The organism is Mesorhizobium sp. B2-5-13 (genome assembly GCF_006440535.1).
In the GTDB taxonomy this organism is placed as follows: Bacteria; Pseudomonadota; Alphaproteobacteria; order Rhizobiales; family Rhizobiaceae; genus Mesorhizobium; species Mesorhizobium salmacidum.
The window spans coordinates 151,641-174,098 of the sequence record NZ_VFUI01000007.1 but is presented as its reverse complement, the minus strand read 5'-3'; the positions used below and the strand labels follow the sequence as shown (position 1 = coordinate 174,098).

The window sequence follows — 22,458 nt, the reverse complement described above, 5'->3', positions numbered from 1 at the left end:
GAGGCTCTGCTTAGCCCAGCACCACGTTGGCCGCGCTCTCTGGCAGATCCTGGCCGAAGGCGCGCTGGTAGAACTCGGCGACCACCGAACGTTCCAGCTCGTCGCACTTGTTGAGGAAGGTCAGCCGGAACGCCATGCCGACATCGCCGAATATTTCGGCATTCTCGGCCCAGGTGATGACGGTACGCGGGCTCATCACCGTCGACAAATCGCCATTGATGAAGGCCGAGCGCGTCATGTCGGCGACGCGCACCATCTTGTTGACGATGTCCTTGCCTTTGGTGTCGCGATAATGCTTGGCCTTGGCGAGCACGATGTTCACTTCATTGTCGTGCGGCAGATAATTCAGCGTGGTGACGATCGACCACCGGTCCATCTGCGCCTGATTGATCTGCTGGGTGCCGTGATAAAGGCCGGTAGTGTCGCCCAGCCCGACCGTGTTGGCGGTCGAAAACAGGCGGAACGCCGGATGCGGGCGGATGACCCGGCTCTGGTCGAGCAGCGTCAGGCGGCCGGACGATTCCAGCACGCGCTGGATGACGAACATCACATCCGGACGGCCGGCGTCATACTCATCGAAACACAGCGCGACATTGTGCTGGTAGGCCCAGGGCAGGATGCCGTCGCGGAATTCGGTGATCTGCAGGCCGTCCTTGACGACGATCGCGTCCTTGCCGACAAGATCGATACGACTGACATGGCTGTCGAGGTTGACGCGCACGCACGGCCAGTTGAGGCGGGCGGCGACCTGTTCGATATGGGTCGATTTTCCGGTGCCGTGATAGCCCGAGACCATGACGCGGCGGTTGTAGGCGAAGCCGGCGAGGATCGCCAAGGTCGTCGCCTTGTCGAACAGATAGTCGGGATCGATGTCGGGCACATGCTCTGATGTCACCGAATAGGCCGGCACCACCATCTTGGACTCGAAGCCGAATTTCTCCTTCACCGACACCGTCGTGTCGGGCAGATTGGCGATGTCGCGATCGACCTTGTTCATATCTCTCAACGTCTCCACGGGCGAAACGTCGCGTTGCGCCGGCAATCCATTTTGTTCGGGGGCGGTCTTAGAGCCTTTTCCAACCTTATGAAAGTTGGAAAACGACACAAACCATGGGGTCGCTCAGCACAGGCCTGCCTGTTTGAGCACGCGATAGGCCTGAAGCACATCGCGGAACCGGTCTTCCGAACCTCTGTCGCCGCCATTCGCATCCGGATGGTGACGCTTCACCAGTTCCTTATAGCGCGCCTTGATGTCCTTGCCAGTCGCCTTTGTATCAAGGCCAAGCGTTTCCAGCGCCTTGGCCTCAAGGGGCTTGGCCTTGCGCTCGCGTGCCTCGCGCGGATCCTTCGGCCCCTTGAACAGGTCGAACGGGTCGCGCATGCGGTTGTAGTAGCCGGCGCGGCCGGAGCGCATCTGCGCCATATCGGGCGAGGAGCGTGTCGAGGCGCCGTTGACGCCCATCTTCCAGGTCGGCCGATGGCCGGTCATCGCTTCCTTCTGGAAGCGGGCGACCTCGGTGTCCGGCACGCCGGAGAAGTAGTTGAAGCCCTTGTTGTACTCGCGCACATGGTCGAAGCAGAAGCGGAAATACTCGCCCTCCTTCATGCGCCCGACAGGCGCGCGATGCGTGCCCGCCTCCTTGCAGCCATCCCACTGGCAAATCGGCGCGTGCGCCTTCACCTCCGCGTCCTTGTCTGGACGGACGCGAATCTTCTCGAAATATTTGGGATACGGCTTCATCTCACCCATTTATGGGGCGTTCGCAGATGCGAAACAAGAATTGACATTTTCGCGATCATCGCCCTAACCGCTGAATCGCGGCTTAAAGCGGGCGAATGACCGATTTTGTTGTACGTCGGCGGCCTGGTGAAACCGATTTTCGGTTTTCATGGCGGCGAGCCAGCCATATGTGGTGAAGGGAAAAGACGATGTCCATACAGGCGACCATGGAAGACAAGCTCAACAAGGCATTTTCGCCCGAGCGGCTCGTCATCCTCAACGAAAGCCATCTCCACGCCGGCCATCATCACATGGAATCCGGTCACCACACAGAATTCGACGGCGCCGGCGAGACGCATTTCCGGGTCCGCATCGTCTCTCGGAGTTTTACGGGCATGAGCCGCATCGACCGTCATCGCGCCGTCAACCAGCTTCTGGCCGACGAGTTGAAAGCGGGCGTGCACGCCCTGGCGATCGAGCCCGCGGCGCCCGGCGAACAGACGCGCTGGTAGGCCAAGCTGCGAGCCAGCCCTGCGCCTCTCACGCTGCGTTCAAATGACCGCTTCGATCAGAAACGGCCCCGGTCGAGACAAGGCAGCGTCGAGCAGCGCGTCGAAACGTTCGCAGCTATCCGCACGCGCCGCCTCCACGCCCATGCCTTTGGCCAGCGAAACCCAGTCCAGCGCCGGATGGTCGAGATCGAGCATGCGCCTAGCATTCTCGCCGATCGCGTTCACGCCGACATTACGCATCTCGCCATGCAGGATCGCATAGGTGCGGTTGGAAAAGACGATCGTCACGACGTCGAGATGTTCCCGCGCCTGCGTCCATAGCCCCTGCACCGTGTACATGCCGCTGCCATCTGCCTCGAGATTGATCACCTTGCGGCCGGGACAGGCGATCGCCGCACCTGTCGCCAGCGGAATGCCGCCGCCGATCGACCCGCCCGTGCCCATCATGTAATCATGCGGCGCGGCAAAGGCCGACAGCGCGAAGAAACGTCGCGCCGAGGTGACGGCCTCGTCGCAGACTATCGCGTCGGCCGGCAGCTTTCTCGCGACGGACAGCGCAATGGCATCTTCCGTCAGCCGGCCATTCGGCGTTGCCTCGCCAGGGAAGGCACTGGCAACCGCCGTCAGCTGTGACCGCTTGACGCCCAGTTCGTCGCGAAGCGCTTCGAGCGCCGCATGCAAGTCCTGCCCATGGGCTGCGAGCGTCAGCACCTGGCAGTCATCACGGACAAGCCGTCCCGGTTTTCCCGGATAGGCAAAGAAGGCGACCGGCTCCTTTCCGCCGACCAGCACAAGGACGTCGATATCCCTGAGCATCGCCGTCGCCGCGTCGACCGGATAGGGGATGCGCGTCGGCGCGACACGCCCGCGCCCGCGCTGCATCCGGGCGATCAGGACCTCGCTGAACAGCCTGACATCGCAGGCCGTCGAAATCTGGCCGGCGATTTCAAGAGCATCGGCCCGTGCCGCCCGCCCCCGGACGACCATGCCAACACGGCCCGGAGTCGCGCGGATCGCGGTAGCGATCGTTCGCACGGCCTCCATGCCGACGGCTGGCGGCGATGCGAGTTCCACCTTGCCGGGCGAAACCGCGTTGGCGTCGCCCCATGCGGCATCAGCCGGCAGGATCAGCGTCGTGACGCCGGGCGGCGTCAGCGAGGCGCGAAAGGCCGCCTCCGTGGCCGGCTGGACATCGGCGGGCCCTTCGATGCGTCGAATCCAGTTGGACATCGGCGCCGCGAGGCCTTCGATATCGCTGGTCAGCGGCGCGTCTAGTGGCAAATGGTATGAGGCGTGGTCGCCGACGATGTTGATCATCGGGCTCATGGCGCGCCGGGCGTTGTGCATGTTGGCAAGACCATTGGCCAGCCCCGGCCCGGTATGCAGCAGCGTCGCGGCGGGACAGTCGGTCATGCGCGCATAGCCGTCGGCCGCACCGGTCACCACGCCCTCGAACAGGCCAAGCACACAACGCATCTCGAGCTTACGGTCGAGCGCGGCGACAAAATGCATTTCGGATGTGCCGGGATTGGCGAAGCACACCTTCACATCATTGGCCAGCAGCACGTCGCACAGAACATCGGCGCCATTCATGCAAATTTCTCCCATTCACGAAGAGCAGTTGCACCCGCGGATGTCCGCACGGCAATATCCCGCCGCCGCTTTTGGCATGATCCAGCCACAGGGCGCCGCGGCGGTCAGCATGTCTCCATCCCTGCCGAAATCGCGGTCGATCTCCAGATCGCAAGAGTCTCCGCGGACGCTGCGAGCGCTCAATCAGGACAGGCAGCCATTCGGGCTGGAGCGATGCCAGGATTTTGATGCCAGATGCACGCGCGTCGACGGAACAAACAATGCCTTCCCGCAGTTGAATGTGTGGGCCCCGCCAGAATGGCTCTGAAGGCAATGATCATGCGTGAGAACCCATCCGACGTCTTCCACCTGTTTTCGGAAATTTATGCAAACGCCGCCCAGGAGGAGATAAGTCTCCAGCAATATCTGCTTGCCTGCCGCGAGGACAAGTCGATGTATGCCTCGGCGCCGGAACGAATGGTCGAGGCGATCGGCGAGCCTGACCTGGTCGACACCAGCAAGGACGAGCGGCTCGGCCGCATTTTCTCGAACCGGACCGTCAAGATATATCCCTCCTTTTCCGATTTCTACGGAATGGAGGATACGATCGAGCGCATCGCCGGATATTTCCGCTATGCCTCTCAGGGCCTCGAGGAGCGCAAGCAGATCCTTTACCTCCTAGGCCCGGTCGGCGGCGGTAAGTCCTCCTTGGCCGAACGGTTGAAGAAATTGATGGAGGAGCGCCCGATCTACACGCTGAAGGTCGGCAACCAGATCAGTCCGGTTTTCGAATCGCCGCTTGGCCTGTTCCATCCGGATCGCATGGGCGATCTCCTGGAGGACAAATACGGAATAGCCCGGCGCCGCCTGAACGGGCTTATCTCGCCATGGGCGGCCAAGCGCCTCGACGAATTGTCCGGCGACATTTCCAAATTCAGCGTCGTCAGACTGATGCCGTCGCGGCTGCGCCAGATCGGCATTGCCAAGACAGAGCCTGGCGACGAGAACAATCAGGATGTCTCAGCCCTGGTTGGCAAGGTCGACATCAGGCAATTGGAAAATTTCAGCCAGTCCGACCCCGACGCCTATTCCTACAGCGGTGGACTGAACCGGACGACGCAGGGTCTGCTCGAATTCGTCGAGATGTTCAAGGCGCCGATCAAGGTGCTGCATCCATTGCTGACGGCGACCCAGGAAGGCAGTTACAACGGCACCGAGAATTTCGGTGCCTTTCCCTACCAGGGCATCATCGTTGCCCATTCCAACGAATCCGAGTGGCAACAGTTCAAGAACAACAAGAACAATGAGGCGTTTCTCGATCGCATTCTCGTGGTCAAGGTGCCGTATTGCCTACGCATCACCGAAGAAAGGCAAATCTACGAAAAACTGCTGCGCGAGAGTGAATTGGCCGCCAGCCCCTGCGCGCCCGAGGTGTTGGACATCCTCAGCCGGTTCAGCGTATCGACGCGCCTTGCCGAGCACGACAATTCGCCGCTGCACACCAAAATGCGCGCCTATGACGGTGAGAACCTGAAGGAAGTCGACCCGAAGGCGAAGTCAGTCCAGGAATATCGCGACGCCGCCGGCGTCGACGAAGGCATGACCGGCGTCAGCACGCGCTTTGCCTTCAAGATCCTGTCACAGACGTTCAACTATGACACCGCGGAAGTGGCCGCCGATCCGGTGCATTTGATGTACATACTGGAAGAGGCGATCAAGCGGGAGCAGTTTCCGAAGGAGATGGAAGCGGCCTATCTCGAATTCATCAAGTCGGAACTGGCCGCCCGTTACGCCGAGTTCATCGGCCACGAAATCCAGAAGGCCTATCTGGAGTCCTATAGCGAATATGGCCAGAACCTGTTCGACCGCTACATCGCCTATGCCGATGCCTGGATCGAGGACCAGGACTACAAGGACCCCGATACCGGCCAAATCCTAAACCGCGAGGTGCTGGACAGCGAATTGTCGCAAGTCGAAAAGCCGGCAGGCATCGCCAATCCGAAGGATTTCCGCAACGAGGTGGTGAAGTTCACGCTGCGTGCCCGGGCGCGCAACCACGGTCGCAACCCGTCATGGACGAGCTACGAGAAGCTGCGCGAGGTGATCGAAAAGCGCATGTTCGGCCAGGTCGAGGACCTCCTGCCGGTGATCAGCTTCGGCTCCAAGCAGGACAGCGTCACCGAAAAACGGCACAGTGAATTCGTCCAGCGGATGGTGGAGCGCGGTTATACGGAACGGCAGGTCCGCCGGCTGGTCGATTGGTACATGCGGGTGAACAAGGCGGGCTGAGAGCAGCCCGAATGGTTGCATGCCGATCTTTATCGACCGTCGCCTCAATCCGAAGGACAAAAGCCTTGGCAATCGCCAGCGCTTCCTCAGGCGTGCCCGCGAGGAACTCAAGCGCAGCATTCGCGACCAGATCCGCGCTGGGCGGATCGCCGACGTGGACGCGGACCATGTCGTGCCGATGCCCGAGAGAGGCACCGGCGAGCCGACCTTCAACGACGCCAGGGACACCGGCCGGCGCCGGCACATTCTGCCGGGCAACAGGCAATTCGCCCAGGGTGATCTGATCCCCAAGCCTGGCCAGGGCGGAGGCAAGGGCGGTTCGTCACCGGGAAACACCGCGTCCGAGGACGACTTTCGTTTCGTCCTGTCGCGCGAGGAGGTGCTCGATCTTTTCTTCGAGGATCTCGAACTGCCCGACCTGGTGAAGCTCAATCTCAAGGAGATCCTTGCCTTCAAGCCACGCCGGGCGGGTTTCGCGGCCACCGGTTCGCCGACCAACATCAATGTCGGCCGCACGATGCGCAACAGCCACGGCCGCCGCATTGCGCTCAGGCGCCCCAAGCAAGCGGCGGTAGATGCGATCCTGCAGGACCTCGCCTCGCTGGAGGCCGCACCGCCCAATGCTCAGACACGCGAGCGCGTCGCGGCCCTCAAAGAGGAGATCGAGCGGCTGGAGCGCCGACGCCGGCGGATTGCCTTCGTCGACCCGGTCGACATCCGGTTCAACCGCTTCGACCCGCGCCCGGTGCCGAATGCGAAAGCGGTCATGTTCTGCCTGATGGATGTGTCGGGCTCGATGGGCGAGCGCGAGAAGGACCTTGCCAAGCGCTTCTTCGTGCTGCTGCACCTGTTCCTGAAAAGACGTTATGAGCGCACCGAAATCGTCTTCATCCGCCACACGCACGAAGCGCAGGAGGTGGATGAGGAAACCTTTTTCTACTGCACGCAAAGCGGCGGCACCATCGTTTCCACCGCACTCGAGGAAATGCATCGCGTCATCGAGCAGCGTTATCCCGCGAGCGAGTGGAACATCTACGCCGCCCAGGCCTCGGACGGCGACAATTTCGCCACCGATTCCGAGCGCTGCATCGCCCTGCTGAACGGCAAGCTCATGCGCCTGTGCCAGTATTTCGCCTATGTCGAGATCATCGACGAACGCGAGAGCCACATCTTCGGCGCGACCGAAAACGGGACGTCGCTCTGGCGGGCCTACAGCGCCATTGAGTCAAACTGGCCGAACTTCCAGATGAGCCGAATAGCCACGGCCGCCGATATTTATCCTGTCTTTCGTCAGCTCTTTGCCAAACAGCCCGCGCTCCGGAAGAGTGCCTGAGGGGAAACCATGGCCAGGACAGCCAGCAAACCGGGTTTGCTCTTTTCCGGATCCGACTGGGATTTCCAGAAATTGTCGCAGGCTTATGAGGCGATCGCGGCAATCGCCGTCGAGGAGCTCAAGCTGGACACCTATCCGGTGCAGATGGAAATCATTTCTTCGCAACAGATGCTCGACGCTTATTCATCGGTCGGCATGCCGCTGATGTATCGTCATTGGTCGTTCGGCAAGCATTTCCTGTACCAGGACTTTCTCTACCGCAAGGGCGGCCGGGGGCTGGCCTATGAACTGGTCATCAATTCCAATCCCTGCATCGTCTACCTGATGGAGGAAAACACCATGGCCCTGCAGGCCCTGGTGACGGCGCATGCGGCGCTCGGACACAATCATTTCTTCAAGAACAACCACCTTTTCCAGCAGTGGACCGACGCCGGGGGAATCCTGAGCTACCTGGAGTTCGCCAAGGGCTACATTGCCCGATGCGAGGAGCGGCACGGATTGTCAGCCGTGGAAAGCATTCTCGATAGTGCCCACGCGCTCATGGAGCAAGGCGTGTTCCGATACCACAGGCCGCCAAAGCTGTCGTCCGAGCGGCAGCGTGAAGGGCTGCGCGAGCGCCTGGAATACGAAGAGCGCTCCTACAACGATTTATGGCGCACGCTGCCTCCTTCACATGACGCCAGCAAGACGGAGAAGAAGGATGAGGGCCTGACGGAGCGGAAGAAATCGCTCAACCTGCCCGAGGAAAATCTGCTCTATTTCCTCGAGAAGAACAGCCTTGTCCTGGAGCCGTGGCAGCGCGAGATCATCCGCATCGTGCGTGTCGTTGCGCAGTATTTCTATCCGCAGCGGCAAACGCAGGTGATGAATGAAGGCTGCGCCACCTTCGTGCACTACACCCTCATGAACGCATTGTTCGACCGCGGTCAGATCAGCGAGGGCGCCATGCTCGAGGTCCTGCGCAACCATTCCAATGTGATCTTCCAGCCGGCCTTCGACGACCCCCGGTTCTCCGGTATCAACCCATACGCGCTCGGCCTCGACATGATGCAGGACATCCAGCGCATTTCGATCGAGCCGACGGCGGAGGACCGCGACTGGTTTCCCGACATTGCGGGCCGCGGTGACTGGCGCGACGTGCTGCTGGACGCATGGGCCAATCACCGCGATGAATCCTTCGTCCGCCAGCACCTCAGCCCAGCCCTGATACGGAAATGGCGGATGTTTGTCCTGGCCGACCAAGCCGACGACTCGCATTACGAGGTCGCCTCGATACACAACGAGCGCGGCTACCGAAAGATACGTGCCGCGCTGGCCCAGAGCTACGACATCGGGGCGAACCGGCCAGATATCCAGGTAGTGGACGTCGACCTGCTCGGTAACCGGCATTTGCGGCTCCAGCACAAGGTGAAGGAGGGCGTACTGCTCGACAACGGCAGCCGCGACGCGACCCTGCGCCATATCCGGAGCCTCTGGGGTTACGAAGTCAGCCTGGCTTCGGTCGACGCCGAAACCGGTGCGACACTTAACGAACGCTCCAGCAATGACTGCTGAGTTTCGGCCTCGGGCCGCATCGTAGGCTGTCGAGCGGAACGAGTGGAACATGCTCCGCGGGCAGGCTGGGTGAGCTCAGCCGACCCTCGATTTCAGGAACGCCAGCGCCGCTATGGTCAGCGCATCATCACCCTCGCCGAAGTCGCGGTTGATCGACGTGTGCGTATAGGCGCTACCGTCGAACAGCGTCACATCAGTGCCGCTGGCGCGCAGGCGCTCGGCAAAGGCCGTGGACTGCTCGCCGCGACCATCGGCGCGAGAATAGGCGATGAACGTCGGCGGATGCTTGCGACCATCCACATAGCTCGCCGGCGACAGCACCGCCCATTGCGAAGGATCGGAAAAGACCCGAGAATAGGCCCGCACCATGCCGCCATTTTTGGCGAGGGCGGCAAGATCATAGGCTCTGGTATCGTCCAGAAGCAGCCCGGCAACGCCGGGCAATTCGCCGCGCATGCCGGTCAACGCAATCAGATGGCAGCCGGCCGAATGGCCCATGCCGACGATGCGGTTGGGGTCGCCGCCATGTTGGGCGATGTTGGCCCTGACATAGGCATAGGCTTTCTCGACGTCGCCCGCTTGGGTGGCGACATCCGCCTGCGGCAGCATGCGGTAGTCGATGGAGACGAAACAGAAGCCGTTGGCGAGCAGGAAGGCCGGCTTGGCGTTTACCTGGCTGCGTTTGCCGAACCGCCAGGCGCCGCCATGGACGAAGAAGACCACCGGCAGGTTTCTAGCGCCATCGGGCGCATAGATGTCGAGCTTGGCGGGACCATAGTCGAAGGTTTCGGGCGATGGCTTGTCTTGTGCCGCCAACACGCCGGCAGGCAACAAGGTGGACATCGAAGCCAGGAGCAGGGTTCGCCGATCGATCGTCACCGGCGAAAGAATGCATCCCGGCGGGCGGGAGTTCCAGTGAGGATCGATAAGGCGACGGCTCAAGAGCAACTCCAGGAAAAGTGCGTAGCGGTAGAGCGGCTCGGCGATCCCATCAAGCACTGAGCCGCTCAACTATCGCCGGCCGGCCGGATCCTGACCCTGGCAATCCGGTTCTTGTCGCGTTTCATGACGACGAAGCGCTTGCCGTGGAACGTAAAAGCCTGCTTCTCCTCGGGGATCGATTGCGCCTCGTGGATGACGAGGCCGGCTATGGTGGTCGCCTCTTCGTCAGGCAAGTTCCAGTCGAGCGCCCGGTTGAGGTCGCGGATCGGCACCGTGCCTTCGACCACGACGGAGCCGTCGGCCTCCTGCTTGACGCCCTGGATGTCGACATCGTGCTCGTCGGCGATCTCGCCGACGATCTCCTCGATGATGTCCTCCAGCGTCACCAGCCCCTCGACCTCGCCATATTCGTCGACGACGACGGCGAAATGCGCCTTGCGGCGCAGGAACGCATTGAGCTGTTCCTGCAAGGTCGTGGTGTCGGGCACGAACCAGGGTTTTGACGCGATCTTCATCACATCGATCTGCGAAAAATCGTTGCCAACCTCGTTCAGCGCCCGCAGCAGATCCTTGGCGTGCAGCACGCCGACGATGTTGTCGAGCGAGCCTTTCCAGAGCGGCATGCGGGTATGCGGGCTCTGCAGGATCTCGCGCACCACCGCTTCCGGCGCGTTGTCGGCATTGACCGAGCGCATGTTGGTGCGGTGGACCATGACGTCGGACACTTCAAGCTCCTCGAGATCGAACAGACCGCCGATGCGGTCGCGGTCCTCGCGCACCATCTGCCCGTCGCGGCGGAAATCGTCGACCGCGCCGCGCAATTCGTCCTGGCTCGAGCGCGGCGGCTCGATGCGCGACAGTTCATAGCCGAACATGGCAAGCAGGCGTGTGCGCACGGCAGCGACCAGCACGACGACAATGGTAAGGACGGCGACGACGACCCAGCCAGTGTCCATCTCAGCCGGCTTTCCGGCTGGCTGGGTGGCTTTCCCTGAGGAACGACAGCACTTCCGAGGCCGGCACGTCCTTGGCGATGAAGGCCTGGCCGATGCCGCGCGTCAGAATGAAGGTCAGCGCGCCGCGCGACACCTTCTTGTCCTGCGTGATGAATGAAAGCAGGGCTTCGGCATCTGGCAGTTCGCCCGGGATATCGGCCATCCGCCACGGCAGCCCGACGGCACGCAGATGCGCCTCGACGCGGGCCGCGTCGTCGGGGCTGGCGAGATTGAGCCGCGACGAGAACCGGTGCGCCAGCGCCATGCCGATGGCCACCCCTTCGCCATGGACAAGGCGAGCGCCGTCATACTGCGTGGCGGCTTCCAGCGAATGGCCGAATGTGTGCCCGAGATTGAGCAAAGCGCGGTCACCGGTCTCGAACTCGTCGCGGGCAACGACATCGGCCTTGGCGCGGCAGGCCTCGGCAATGGCCTCGACCCGTTCCGGTCCGCCGGCGAACACCTTTTCCCAGTTCGCTTCCAGCCAGCCGAAGAATTCCGGCCGGTCGATCAGCCCGTATTTGGCAAGCTCGGCATAGCCGGCGCGGAATTCGCGGATCGGCAGCGTGTCGAGCACTTCGGTGTCGGCCAGCACCAGCCTGGGCTGGAGGAAGACCCCGACGAGGTTCTTGCCGCGCGGGCTGTTGATGCCGGTCTTGCCGCCGACCGAGGAATCGACCTGCGCCAGAAGCGAGGTCGGAACCTGCACGAAATTCATGCCACGCCGAACGATGCCGGCTGCAAAACCGGTGAGATCGCCGATGACGCCGCCGCCAAGCGCGATGACGACGTCGCCGCGCTCCAGCCTGGCCGCCAGGACGCCATCGACCACCGCCTCGAGATGGGCAAAGCTCTTGGTCTTCTCGCCGGGCGGCATCGTGATGACGGCCGGCGAGATACCACCCTTCTCGAGCCCGGCCTTCAGCGTATCGAGATGCGCGGCGGCGACGTTCTCGTCGGTCACGACGGCGGCGCGTGTGCCGGGCAGCCGGCGCGAAATCTCGGCGCCGGCGCGCGACAGCAGGCCCGAGCCGATCAAGATGTCGTAGGCCCGGTCACCCAGACCGACTTCGACGGTGACTGGCTGATCCGCGCTCATGTATCGACCTCGCCCGTCGCGGCTATCGCATCGATGCCGAAATGCCGGCACAGCGCCTCAAGCACCTCGGCCGCGATGACCTCCTTGCGATCGTCGCGGGTCGGCACGGTGATGTCAGAGGTGGCATAGACCGGATAGCGTTCCCCCATCAGCCGCTCCAGCACGGCGCGGGGATCCGCGCTTTTCAAAAGCGGCCGGTTCTGCTTCTTGGAAACGCGGTCCATCAGAAGGTCGAGCTCGGCCTTCAGCCACACCGACACGCCGTGCGTGGCGATGGCCTCGCGCGTCTGCGCGTTCATGAAGGCACCGCCGCCGGTCGACAGAACCTGCGGGCCGTTTTCAAGCACGCGCAGGATGACACGCTGTTCCAAAGCCCGGAACTCGGTCTCGCCATAGCGCTCGAACAGTTCCGGAACGGTCATCCGCGACACGCTCTCGATCTCCTGGTCGCTGTCGATGAAAGGCAGCGAAAGCATCGTCGACACCTTGCGGCCGATCGCCGTCTTGCCGGCGCCCATCAGCCCGACAAAGACAATGGACCGGCCGCCCAGCCGGCCAAGCAGCGCGGCATGGGTCTCGCCTGGAGGATTTGCCTGTAACGCGTTCATCAGCTGTTTCTTGGGCCCTCTTTGCCGGCGTATCGACATGAAAAGCCGGTTTGCGTCAAGCGTGCCGAGTGCCTTGGGCTGATATGGACAGGGCGACGCTCGCATCAGAAGTTGCTAACAGGGCCCCGCTTCTTCCTTGAATTGGCCGGATTGGCGTCCCATAAGGGCACAGGGTTTGGAAACGCAGAACAAAAAGACGGGCGAGAATTGATGCCGACACTGTTTCGCTTTGTCGTGACCCTCGCGATTCTGACCGGCATTGCCTATGGTACGATGTTCGCGCTGGTGATGTTCGTCGAGCCGAAAAAAGCGGAAATGAGCGTGCGTATTCCGCCGGAAAAGCTCAATCCTAAGAAAAACTGAATCCCAAAAAACTGACTCGGAACCGCCTCAAGGAAATGAACAGCGCCGCCCGCATCGAGGCCTTCCTGGAAATGATGAGTGCCGAGCGGGGGGCGGCCGAGAATACGCTTTCCTCCTATCGCCGTGATCTGGAGGATGCTTCCGACGGGATCGATGGCGGACTTGCCCGCGCAGGTGCCGCCGATATCAGAGCCTATCTCGACGACATTGCCGCGCGCGGCTTCGCGCCGGCCTCGCAGGCGCGCAAACTGTCGGCGATCCGCCAATTCTTCAAGTTCCTCTATGCCGAAGGTCTGCGCGGCGATGACCCGACCGGCACGCTTGACAGACCGAAAAAGGGCCGCCCGCTGCCCAAGACGATGAGCGAGGCCGAAACCGGCCGGCTGATCGACCGCGCCGCGCACGAAGCAGGCGATGCCGGGCTCGCCCACGCCGACAGGCTGGCGGCGCTGCGCCTGCATGCGCTGGTCGAAGTGCTCTACGCCACGGGTCTGCGCGTTTCCGAGCTGGTCGGCCTGCCGGTGACGGTGGCGCAACGCGACGACCGTTTCTTCATGGTGCGCGGCAAGGGCGACAAGGAACGCATGGTGCCGCTGTCGGCCAAGGCGCGCGCGGCGATGCGGAGCTGGCTTGGCGCTCGGGCCAAGCTGCCCGCCTTCGCCGACAGCCCGTTTCTGTTTCCGGCGGCATCCGACAGCGGCTATCTCTCGCGCCAGGTCTTTGCCCGTGATCTGAAAGGATTGGCGGCGCGCGCCGGCATTGCCTCGGCCAAGATCTCACCGCACGTGCTGCGCCATGCTTTCGCCAGCCACCTCCTGCAGAACGGCGCCGATCTCAGGGCCGTGCAGCAACTGCTCGGCCATGCCGACATATCGACGACACAGATTTACACCCATGTGCTGGAGGAGCGGCTGGTGCGGCTGGTCAACGATCATCATCCGCTTGCCGACTAGGCCTCATATCGCTATGTGAGGACGACATTTCACCGCCCGGAGCCTTGGTTTCAATGGTTCCGCAGTCTTGCCTTCCGACGCATCGGTCCGCTCAAGCATGTACAATTACCTCGATTTCGAAAAGCCGGTGCAGGATCTTGAGCTCAAGATCCTCGAGCTCAAGAAGCTTGCCGAGAACGGCGAGGCGGTCGATGTCGCCGATGAGATCACCAGGCTCGAGAAGCGCTCGCGCGATGCGCTGCGCGAACTCTACAAGGCGCTGACGCCGTGGCAGAAGGTGCAGGTGGCGCGCCACTCCGACCGGCCGCACTGCGTCGACTACATCAAGAGCCTGTTCAGCGACTTCACGCCGCTCGCCGGTGACCGCAATTTCGGCGAGGACCAGGCGATCGTCGGCGGCTTTGCCCGTTTTCGCGGCGAACCCATCGCAATTCTCGGCCAGGAAAAGGGTTCGGACACGGCGAGCCGCCTGAAGCACAATTTCGGCTCGGTACGCCCCGAAGGCTATCGCAAGGCGGTGCGGCTGATGGAGCTTGCCGATCGCTTCAATATCCCGCTGCTGACGCTGGTCGACACGGCCGGCGCCTATCCCGGCGTCGGCGCCGAGGAGCGCGGCCAGGCCGAAGCCATAGCCCGCTCGACCTCGGCCTGCCTTGGCCTGAAAGTGCCGTCGATCTCGGTGATCATCGGCGAAGGCGGTTCGGGCGGCGCCATCGCGATCGCCACCGCCAACCGCGTCTACATGCTGGAACACGCCATCTATTCGGTGATTTCGCCTGAAGGCGCCGCCTCCATCCTGTGGCGCGACACGACCCGCTCCAAGGACGCGGCGACCAACATGAAGATCACCGCCCAGGACCTGCTGGAACTGAAGATCATCGACGCCATCATCCCCGAGCCGATGGGAGGTGCCCAGCGCGCGCCCGAAACGGTGATTGCCGCGACCGGCGATCTCATCGCCAAGACGATGAAGGAATTTGCCGGCGCCAACACCGATTTCCGCGAACAGCGCCGCGAGAAATATCTGGCGATGGGCCGCAGCCTCTGACGCGCCTTGGGCGGCGGAACACGGATGGCGGAAGCTCCGTGTCCTTGGCAATGTGGCGGCGATGAGCAATTTCGCCACAAAAATGCCGCCCCATTCGGTTCAATGAAATCACCGTGAGATTGGCCGAGCCTTGCGGTAAGGAATTTTCAAGGTTAACGGGCTTACGGTTCCGTCGGTGTTCAGCATGCGGGTTTGGCCGTTTCGAAGCCATTGGCCCGAGAAAAAAGACATAGCCTTGCCCATGTTTGCCAAGCTTGCACGTACTGGAGTCCTTGCCGCCTCGATAGCCGTCGCGGGCTGCAATGATTCGTCGATGAAGGACTTTGCCCCGGAAGCCAACAAGCCGCTGCCCGACAAGATCCTTGCCGACATGAGAGCCAAGGGTATGGTCCGCACCTCCTCGGTGATGGCGCGCATCTTCAAGGAAGAAGGCAAGCTCGAGATCTGGAAGGCCAAGACCAACGGCCGCTACGACATGGTAGCGAGCTATGACATCTGCAAATGGTCGGGCAAGCTCGGGCCGAAATACACAGAAGGCGACCGCCAGGCGCCGGAAGGTTTTTACACGGTTCGCCCGTCGCAGATGAATCCGCGCTCGAACTACCATTTGTCGTTCAACATCGGCTTTCCCAACGCCTATGATCGTGCCAATGGCCGCACCGGGCAGAATCTGATGGTTCATGGCGCCTGCTCGTCATCGGGCTGCTATTCGATGACCGACGCACAGATCGAGCAGATCTACGCCTTCGGTCGTGACGCCTTCCAAGGCGGGCAGACCGAGTTCCAGATTCAGGCTTTTCCGTTCCGCATGACCGCGGCCAATATGGCGCGCTACCGCAGCGACCCGAATTACGAATTCTGGAAGATGCTCAAGGTCGGCTACGACAATTTCGAGGTCACCAAGGTGCCGCCGAAGGTCGACGTTTGCGAGAAACGCTACGTCTTCAACCAGGTGGCCGCCGATGGGCAGACCTTCAATCCGACCGGCCCCTGCCCGGCGACCACGCAGCCGGATTCGCTGAAGAGCGCCTACAACGCCTATCAAAGCACCTATGACGCGGCCTTCAACAGCGCGCTCAAGGCCAGCGTGCCGCCACCCAAGCCGACGATTGCCGGCATCAAGGAAGCCAGCATCGTCTCCGACTGGTCGAAGCGCCGGGCTCGTGGCGAGCGCGTGCCGATCGATCCGCCGTCGCTCAACACCGACGGTTCGGTGACCGAGACGGCGCGCATGGGCCGCATCGATTCGCCCGCCGGCCGCAAGATGGCCGCGCTCGACGCCGAGAAGGCAGCCAAGCAGAAGGCCGAGGAGCAGAGGCTGGCTGCCATCGAGGCCGCCAAGCAAGCCAAGGCACAGGCGTTGGCTGAAAAGGAAGCAGCCAAGGCGCAAGCTGTGGCTGCAAAGGAAGCGGCCAAGGCCGCCAAGGAAGCTCCCGTCGCCACCGCGACCATCGCTGCCCCAACCGAAGCCGCACCTGCGGCCGAGACGCAGGCTGCAAGTGCCGATGAGAGCCGCGTGACGAAGCTGAAGAACAAGCTGCTCGGCATGTTCGGCGGCTGAGTTGGCCAATGCATGTCGACCAAAAGTGCGTAGCGGTTTTGAGTCAACGATATGCGTGACTTAGAACAAGCCGCGGTCTATGACCTGAAGGGGCTGAACTGCCCCTTGCCCGCACTGAAGGCGAAAAAACGCCTGGCCGGTATGCAGCCCGGCAGCAGGCTCTGGCTGGAGACCACCGACCCGCTGGCCGTCATCGACATTCCGGCGTTCTGCGCCGACAGCGGTCACCAATTGATCGAGACAGCGGCGATGCCCGATGGCCATCGCTTTCTGGTCGAACGCGGCGAACAGCGCCCGTAAGACTCAATGTCCGGCGATCGCCAGCGGATTGTGTTCCAGCGCCGCGCGGTCGGGCGTGTCGACCGACGGCCGGTTGGTGAAGGCAGCGAACAGCCGGCGCACATAGTCTTCCGGCATGTCGAGCGTAATCAGCACCAGACGCGTGCCGCGCTGGCTGTCCGGCCAGGATGGCAGCCGCACCGGCGGATGCAGGATCTTCTGCACGCCATGCACGACCAGCGGCCGCGATGGGTCCTCCTGCAGTTCGATGACGCCCTTCATCCGCAGCAGGTGCTCGCCATGTGTGGAACGCAGGAGATCGAGGAACATCTCGATGGCTGAAAACGGCACCGGCCCGTCATGCACCAGCGAATGGGTTTTTACGCGCTGGTCGTGGCGATGGGCATGATCATGATGATCATGGTGGCCATCATGGTCGTGATCATGCGCGACCTCTTCGCCGAGCCAGCGCCGCACGTCGGCGGACTTGGTGGCCGGGTTGTAGAGGCCGCAGTCGAACAGCACCGCCACACCGGCTTTCGTCTCCCCGACATCAAGCAGTCGAGCCCCGGGATTGATCTGCCGCAGGCGCGCCCGCAGCGTTTCGAGATCGCCGGGATCGGCGACCAGATCGGCCTTGGAGAGCACGATGCGGTCAGCGACCGCGACCTGCTTGACCGCCTCGACATGCGCATCGAGTGTCGCATCGCCGTTGACCGCATCGACCAGGGTGATGACGCCATCGAGCCGAAAAGCCTGGACCAGGGCCGGATGGCCCATGATCGACTGCAGCACCGGTGCCGGGTCGGCCAGCCCCGTGGTCTCGACGATGACGCGGGCAAGGCGGGCGATGCGGCCGGTCTGCAGCCTATCGACCAAGTCGGCCAGCGTGTCGACAAGTTCGCCGCGCACCGTGCAACACAGGCAGCCGTCGGAAAGCTGGATGATGCCGTCGGAGGCCTGCTCGACCAGCAGATGGTCGATCGCCACCTCGCCATACTCGTTGATGATGACCGCGGTGTCGGCCAGCGCCGGATCCTTCAGGAGCCGGTTGAGCAGCGTGGTCTTGCCGGCGCCGAGGAAGCCGGTCAGCACCGAGACGGGGATCGGGAAACCGTTCATCTGATTCTGCCTTTTGATTTGAGCATGATCTCCAGCGAAAACCGGATTTTTTGGATTATGCTCTAATTCGCGACCTTGGCCGACTGGTCGCCTTGCGCGGCGGCACCCACGACTTTCGGGCCCGTGCCGGCGGGTACCGGCTTGTCGGGCCGCCAGGCCGGGATCGGCACATCGGCATATTCCTGTGCGCCCTCGTCGAGGATTGCTTTCGGCGCCGGACCCGTGGCGCCGCCAAGGCCGACTGCAACCAGTGTCGGCACATGATCGAGCTTCTCCCGATAAGGCGACTTAGGCTGGTCCTTGGCGGCTGCCGGCGGCGGCGCTTCGGACTGCTCCGCCTTCGTCTTCTTCTTGCAGACCTGGTCATGCATGTCGTTGGGCGAGATCAGATCACCGTAAGGCGCGAGCGTGGTGACGGTGGTGGACCCGGCGGCAGGCGCGTCAAAGCCCTGATCGAGCAATTTGGCCGCGGCTTCGGCACGGCTGACCGCCGACTTCTCGCCGAGCACGACCGCCACCAGCGTGCGTCCGTTGCGGGTCGCCGACCCGATCATGTTGAAACCCGACGGGCAGACAAAACCGGTCTTCATGCCGTCGGCGCCGGGATACCGGCCGATCAGCAGATTATAGTTCGGAATGGCCTTCTTGCCGACCGCGAGCCCCTCGATCGAGAACCACGGCGCATATTGCGGAAACTCGCGGCGGATCGCCATCACCAGGATCGAAAGGTCGCGGGCCGTCGTGTACTGGTCGGGCGAGTAAAGGCCGTTCGGGTTGACGAAATGGGTGCCGTTCATGCCGAGCCTGGCCGCCTCGGCATTCATCCTTTCAGCGAAGGCTGCCTGCGAGCCGCCGACATTCTCGCCGACCGCCATGGCGATGTCGTTGGCCGACTTGACCAGCATCATCTTCAGCGCATTGTCGAGCCGCATCACCGAGCCCGGCTTGAAACCCATCTTGCTTGGCGGTTCGCCGGCGGAATGTTTGGTCACCTTGATCGGCGAATCGAGCTGGACTTCTCCGGCCGCGATCGCCCGGAAGGTCACATAGGCGGTCATCAGTTTGCTGAGCGAGGCCGGATACCAGCGCTTGAACGCATCCTGGTGCTGCAGGATCTGGCCGCTCTTCAGGTCGAAGACCACCACCGGATTGGCCAGCGCCGGTCCGGCCAGAACCGACAGCATGATTGCGCCAGCCGGGAATAGTTTGAGGAAATGCCTGTGCCGCATGATCGAATCCGAAATCGCCTCTTGCCCTGATTGCCCCTGGCTCCGTAAGATTTCGTTACGTGACCGCCAGCATAAGGATCCGACCCTCAAAAACCGGACCGCATTATTGCGGTGCTATTTACCCTATGTGACGCCAACATGGCAAAGCGCCTGACAATCACAATTGCAAAGCCCGGGGCACAATTGCAAAGCCCGGGGCACAATTGCAAAGCCTGCGGCACAATTGCAAAGCACCGGCCCATTTGCAAAACCTCAGGCTGAAGCCGGCTGCACCAACAACGAAATGGAACCACCATGCCAATCCTGAACCGCGCCGCCGAAATGCAGGACGAAGTCGCCGGCTGGCGACAGCATCTGCACCAGACGCCAGAGCTGAACTTCGATGTCTTCAAGACCGCGGCCTTCGTCACCGAAAAGCTGAAAGAGTTTGGCTGCGACGATGTGGTGACCGGGCTCGGCAAGACGGGCGTCGTCGGCATCATTCGCGGCCGTCAGGGGGAAGGCCCCACGATCGGTTTGCGCGCCGACATGGATGCACTGCCGCTCAAGGAGATCACCGGCAAGCCCTACGCGTCGACCGTTCCCGGCAAGATGCATGCCTGCGGCCATGACGGCCACACCGCGATGTTGCTCGGCGCGGCGAAATATCTCGCCGAGACGCGCAATTTCACCGGCTCCGTTGCGGTGATCTTCCAGCCGGCGGAGGAAGGCGGCGGCGGCGGCAACGAGATGGTCAAGGACGGCATGATGGAGCGCTTCGCTATCGCGAAAGTGTTCGGCATGCACAACATGCCCGGCCTGCCGGTCGGCCAGTTCGCCATCCGTCCAGGCCCGATCATGGCGGCGACGGCCGAATTCACCATCACCGTGAAAGGCAAAGGCGGCCATGCGGCGATGCCGCACGGCACGATCGACCCGATCGTCATCGCCAGCCAGCTGGTCGGCGCCCTGCAGACGATCGCTTCGCGCAGCACCGATCCGGTCGAGGCCGTGGTGGTGTCGGTGACCAAGTTCCACGCGGGCGACGCTTACAACATTATTCCGGAATCGGCCGAGATCGCCGGCACCGTACGCACGCTGAAGAAGGAAGTGGCCAAGAAATCGGAAGAGCGTATCCGGGCGATCTGCGCGGGGCTGGCTACCGCCTATGGCGCGACGATCGAAGTCGACTACGACGCGAACTACCCCGTGACATTCAACCATGCGGATGAGACGGTCTTCGCCAGCGATGTGGCCGCCGACGTGGCGGGCGATGCCCAGGTGCACCGCGCGATCCAGCCGGTGATGGGCGGCGAGGATTTCTCCTACATGCTGGAAGCCCGGCCCGGCGCCTTCATCTTCATCGGCAATGGCGAGACCGCCGGTCTTCACAACCCGGCCTATGACTTCAACGACGAAGCCATCCCGCACGGCATGAGCTATTGGGTGAAACTGGCGGAGACGGCGCTAGCCGCCTGAGGCCGGTCAGTAAAAACGCCGGCCGAATTGCGTTCGGCCGGCCCTCTTGGCGAAACGATCCGAAGCGGCTATGTGTCGGGCCGCGTGGTCCCGTAGCTCAGTAGGATAGAGCGGCAGATTCCTAATCTGTAGGTCACAGGTTCGATTCCTGTCGGGATCACCACTCAGGTTCAAGCGGCTGGCATCTCCATTGCCTGAAGCAATTCCTACCGAGGCTTGTCGCTTGGCACCCATTTGAAGTGGTCGCCGTCCTTCTCGATCTGTCCGACACCCGGGAACGGGAAGTGTGGTGCGAAGATCATCTCGTGGTCCTCGGCCAGCGTCGTCAGGGTCTTGGCCCTGTTCTGCTCCGCTTCCGGCTTGTCGCTGTCGAAGGCCAAGGCCCAGTCCGGCTTGGCGAGCGAGATGATTGAGCTGTGCACCGTGTCACCAATATCGAACAGCCGTTCTTTTCCGGATTTGATCTGGTAGCCGACATGGCCAGGTGTATGGCCCTTGAGCGCTACCGACGTGATGTCAGGCGCAATTTGGACGCCGGCCTTGAATGCTTTCACATGGTCGGCGATGACACTGACGATATCGGCCGCATCCTTGTTGGACTTGGCAAAATCCCACTCCACGTCCGACATCCTTATCGTGGCATTGGGAAAAGCCGGTTTGCCATCCTTGACCAGGCCGCCGATGTGATCAGGATGAGAATGGGTGATCAATATCTCGTTGACGTCACCGGGTTTGACACCGGCCTTGGCCAAGCTGTCCTGCAGCGCGCCGCCGACACCGGTATCGATCAGCACGACACTGGTCTTCGATTTGACCAGCAGGGCGTCAACGCTCAGCGTGATGGTATCGGTCGGCGCCCCCGCCGCCTTGAGCAGTTCGCCGACTTCCGCGGGGCTGTGATCGAGGCCGAAGGTCTTGCCATCGTTGGGTTTGACGAACTGGGCGTCGTGCAGTGCAACGATGTCGAGCTTGCCAAGCTTGAATGATTTTGCATCCGGCTGCTGCGCCGGCATCTGCGCCATTGCCACGCCTTGATAAAAACCCATCAAGACCGTCATGGCCGTCAGCCTGATCGTGGGATTGAACCTTTTCATATGGGCATCCTCTGGCTGCGGAAGGCACGACCGTAGCGGAACACCACTAGTGGGGCGGATAATTCCGGGGTCGGGCCGATCACAAATTTGCTAGGGGATATAGGCCCTGGGCATGTTCCGGCAATGGGCGACCCGTTGCCTATAGCCGCCCCCTCGTGCGGCTCTATCGACTAGGCCGGACGGCCCCTGTCGTGCTCAAGGGCACCTGCCAGCCCCGAAGGATAGTCCGCGCAGAGTCAGCGCACTTCGTCTGAGCCATCGGCGACACCGACGCGATGACGGTAGACCATTTCCCATCCCTTCCAACCCGTGAACAGAAGGATGAGAACCACGATCAGCGAGAGGACAAGGCCGGTGGGCATCACCGCCGTCTCGCCATGGGCATAGCGCGAATACCAATTGTAGAGTTCGATCAGGACGACGACCACATTGCCGCCAGCGTGGAGCCACGCGTCACGCAGATTGCGGATTTGAACATCGCCCAAGACATCGGTCAGCCCGGCAAGAGCTGCCAAGGCGGCCATTATCAAACCCGCCCCGAGCAACCAAAGACTACCGGTGACCCATCCCGGATTGCCCGTTCGCCAGAAGATCAGGTCGCAAACGAAGGTGGCGACGAAGAAAGCAATCGGGAACGGGATCAGCATGGGATGGATCGGATGGGCGGCTATACTTGCGGTGCTTTGTGGGTTGCGGGCCATGGTAGTGCCTCCAAAGCCAGTCGCTC

At 62.2% G+C, this 22,458-nt stretch carries 21 protein-coding genes and 1 tRNA gene; 11 read left to right on the top strand and 11 right to left on the bottom strand.

What is annotated here, in order from left to right:
- Positions 1–10 precede the first annotated feature (10 nt).
- Positions 11–997, bottom strand: coding sequence for a cobaltochelatase subunit CobS (gene cobS / locus FJ434_RS14575; RefSeq protein WP_127276014.1), 987 nt, complete (start codon positions 995–997; stop codon positions 11–13).
- 123 nt (positions 998–1,120) lie between these two features.
- Positions 1,121–1,750 carry a J domain-containing protein gene (locus FJ434_RS14570; RefSeq protein ID WP_032922426.1) on the bottom strand — a complete coding sequence of 210 codons (630 nt, stop codon included), beginning with the start codon at positions 1,748–1,750 and terminating at the stop codon, positions 1,121–1,123.
- 179 nt (positions 1,751–1,929) lie between these two features.
- On the opposite strand from FJ434_RS14570, the gene FJ434_RS14565 reads away from it, so the two are divergent.
- Positions 1,930–2,232: a BolA family protein gene (locus FJ434_RS14565; RefSeq protein ID WP_140712310.1), complete on the top strand. Its 303-nt coding sequence runs from the start codon at positions 1,930–1,932 to the stop codon at positions 2,230–2,232.
- Positions 2,233–2,271: 39 nt separating this feature from the next.
- Here the strand turns inward: FJ434_RS14565 and FJ434_RS14560 are convergent, their stop codons facing one another.
- Positions 2,272–3,825, bottom strand: coding sequence for an acetolactate synthase large subunit (locus FJ434_RS14560; RefSeq protein ID WP_140747972.1), 1,554 nt, complete (start codon positions 3,823–3,825; stop codon positions 2,272–2,274).
- Positions 3,826–4,143: 318 nt separating this feature from the next.
- On the opposite strand from FJ434_RS14560, the gene FJ434_RS14555 reads away from it, so the two are divergent.
- From FJ434_RS14555 to FJ434_RS14545, 3 genes are read left to right on the top strand one after another with little or no spacing between them, the layout of a single operon-like run.
- A complete protein-coding gene (locus FJ434_RS14555; RefSeq protein ID WP_140503346.1) occupies positions 4,144–6,093 on the top strand; it encodes a PrkA family serine protein kinase in 1,950 nt (649 codons plus the stop codon).
- 19 nt (positions 6,094–6,112) lie between these two features.
- The gene (locus FJ434_RS14550) at positions 6,113–7,426 is read left to right on the top strand and encodes a YeaH/YhbH family protein (RefSeq protein ID WP_140503348.1); all 1,314 of its coding nucleotides are present in this window, start codon (positions 6,113–6,115) and stop codon (positions 7,424–7,426) included.
- Between the two features lie 9 nt (positions 7,427–7,435).
- Entirely contained in the window at positions 7,436–8,980 is a 1,545-nt protein-coding gene (locus FJ434_RS14545) for a SpoVR family protein (protein WP_140747974.1), read from the top strand.
- Positions 8,981–9,055: 75 nt separating this feature from the next.
- On the opposite strand, the gene FJ434_RS14540 is transcribed toward FJ434_RS14545, so the two are convergent.
- The 4 genes from FJ434_RS14540 to FJ434_RS14525 all read right to left on the bottom strand — a co-directional run bounded on the left by FJ434_RS14540 (position 9,056) and on the right by FJ434_RS14525 (position 12,624).
- On the bottom strand, positions 9,056–9,823 hold the full coding sequence (locus FJ434_RS14540) for an alpha/beta hydrolase (protein WP_140748143.1): 768 nt from the start codon (positions 9,821–9,823) through the stop codon (positions 9,056–9,058).
- A 164-nt stretch (positions 9,824–9,987) separates the two neighbouring features.
- Positions 9,988–10,878 carry an HlyC/CorC family transporter gene (locus tag FJ434_RS14535; protein WP_140503354.1) on the bottom strand — a complete coding sequence of 297 codons (891 nt, stop codon included), beginning with the start codon at positions 10,876–10,878 and terminating at the stop codon, positions 9,988–9,990.
- Position 10,879: 1 nt separating this feature from the next.
- Positions 10,880–12,016: a 3-dehydroquinate synthase gene (aroB, locus tag FJ434_RS14530; RefSeq protein ID WP_140747976.1), complete on the bottom strand. Its 1,137-nt coding sequence runs from the start codon at positions 12,014–12,016 to the stop codon at positions 10,880–10,882.
- The gene (locus FJ434_RS14525) at positions 12,013–12,624 is read right to left on the bottom strand and encodes a shikimate kinase (protein ID WP_027143532.1); all 612 of its coding nucleotides are present in this window, start codon (positions 12,622–12,624) and stop codon (positions 12,013–12,015) included. Before FJ434_RS14525 ends, aroB begins: the two co-directional genes overlap by 4 nt.
- A gap of 210 nt (positions 12,625–12,834) precedes the next feature.
- Here FJ434_RS14525 and FJ434_RS14520 point away from each other — a divergent pair, with 210 nt between their 5' ends.
- The 5 genes from FJ434_RS14520 to FJ434_RS14500 all read left to right on the top strand — a co-directional run bounded on the left by FJ434_RS14520 (position 12,835) and on the right by FJ434_RS14500 (position 16,849).
- Positions 12,835–12,987: a hypothetical protein gene (locus FJ434_RS14520; RefSeq protein WP_027143533.1), complete on the top strand. Its 153-nt coding sequence runs from the start codon at positions 12,835–12,837 to the stop codon at positions 12,985–12,987.
- Between the two features lie 35 nt (positions 12,988–13,022).
- Entirely contained in the window at positions 13,023–13,940 is a 918-nt protein-coding gene (locus tag FJ434_RS14515) for a site-specific tyrosine recombinase XerD (RefSeq protein ID WP_140747978.1), read from the top strand.
- A 97-nt stretch (positions 13,941–14,037) separates the two neighbouring features.
- The gene (locus FJ434_RS14510) at positions 14,038–14,988 is read left to right on the top strand and encodes an acetyl-CoA carboxylase carboxyltransferase subunit alpha (protein WP_140503360.1); all 951 of its coding nucleotides are present in this window, start codon (positions 14,038–14,040) and stop codon (positions 14,986–14,988) included.
- A 241-nt stretch (positions 14,989–15,229) separates the two neighbouring features.
- Positions 15,230–16,549 carry a murein L,D-transpeptidase family protein gene (locus tag FJ434_RS14505; RefSeq protein WP_027143536.1) on the top strand — a complete coding sequence of 440 codons (1,320 nt, stop codon included), beginning with the start codon at positions 15,230–15,232 and terminating at the stop codon, positions 16,547–16,549.
- A gap of 51 nt (positions 16,550–16,600) precedes the next feature.
- Positions 16,601–16,849 carry a sulfurtransferase TusA family protein gene (locus tag FJ434_RS14500; RefSeq protein WP_140747980.1) on the top strand — a complete coding sequence of 83 codons (249 nt, stop codon included), beginning with the start codon at positions 16,601–16,603 and terminating at the stop codon, positions 16,847–16,849.
- A 3-nt stretch (positions 16,850–16,852) separates the two neighbouring features.
- Here the strand turns inward: FJ434_RS14500 and FJ434_RS14495 are convergent, their stop codons facing one another.
- Complete coding sequence (locus FJ434_RS14495; protein ID WP_140747982.1) at positions 16,853–17,950, bottom strand: GTP-binding protein; 1,098 nt, start codon at positions 17,948–17,950, stop codon at positions 16,853–16,855.
- 62 nt (positions 17,951–18,012) lie between these two features.
- Entirely contained in the window at positions 18,013–19,179 is a 1,167-nt protein-coding gene (locus tag FJ434_RS14490) for a D-alanyl-D-alanine carboxypeptidase family protein (protein ID WP_140747984.1), read from the bottom strand.
- Between the two features lie 294 nt (positions 19,180–19,473).
- Here FJ434_RS14490 and FJ434_RS14485 point away from each other — a divergent pair, with 294 nt between their 5' ends.
- Positions 19,474–20,637, top strand: coding sequence for a M20 aminoacylase family protein (locus tag FJ434_RS14485; protein ID WP_140503370.1), 1,164 nt, complete (start codon positions 19,474–19,476; stop codon positions 20,635–20,637).
- Positions 20,638–20,723: 86 nt separating this feature from the next.
- Positions 20,724–20,800 (top strand) — tRNA-Arg (locus tag FJ434_RS14480).
- Between the two features lie 43 nt (positions 20,801–20,843).
- On the opposite strand, the gene FJ434_RS14475 is transcribed toward FJ434_RS14480, so the two are convergent.
- Together FJ434_RS14475 and FJ434_RS14470 are read right to left on the bottom strand one after the other, a co-directional pair.
- On the bottom strand, positions 20,844–21,731 hold the full coding sequence (locus tag FJ434_RS14475; protein ID WP_140747986.1) for an MBL fold metallo-hydrolase: 888 nt from the start codon (positions 21,729–21,731) through the stop codon (positions 20,844–20,846).
- A 236-nt stretch (positions 21,732–21,967) separates the two neighbouring features.
- Positions 21,968–22,432, bottom strand: coding sequence for a DUF2231 domain-containing protein (locus tag FJ434_RS14470; RefSeq protein WP_140747988.1), 465 nt, complete (start codon positions 22,430–22,432; stop codon positions 21,968–21,970).
- Between the last annotated feature and the right edge of the window lie 26 nt (positions 22,433–22,458).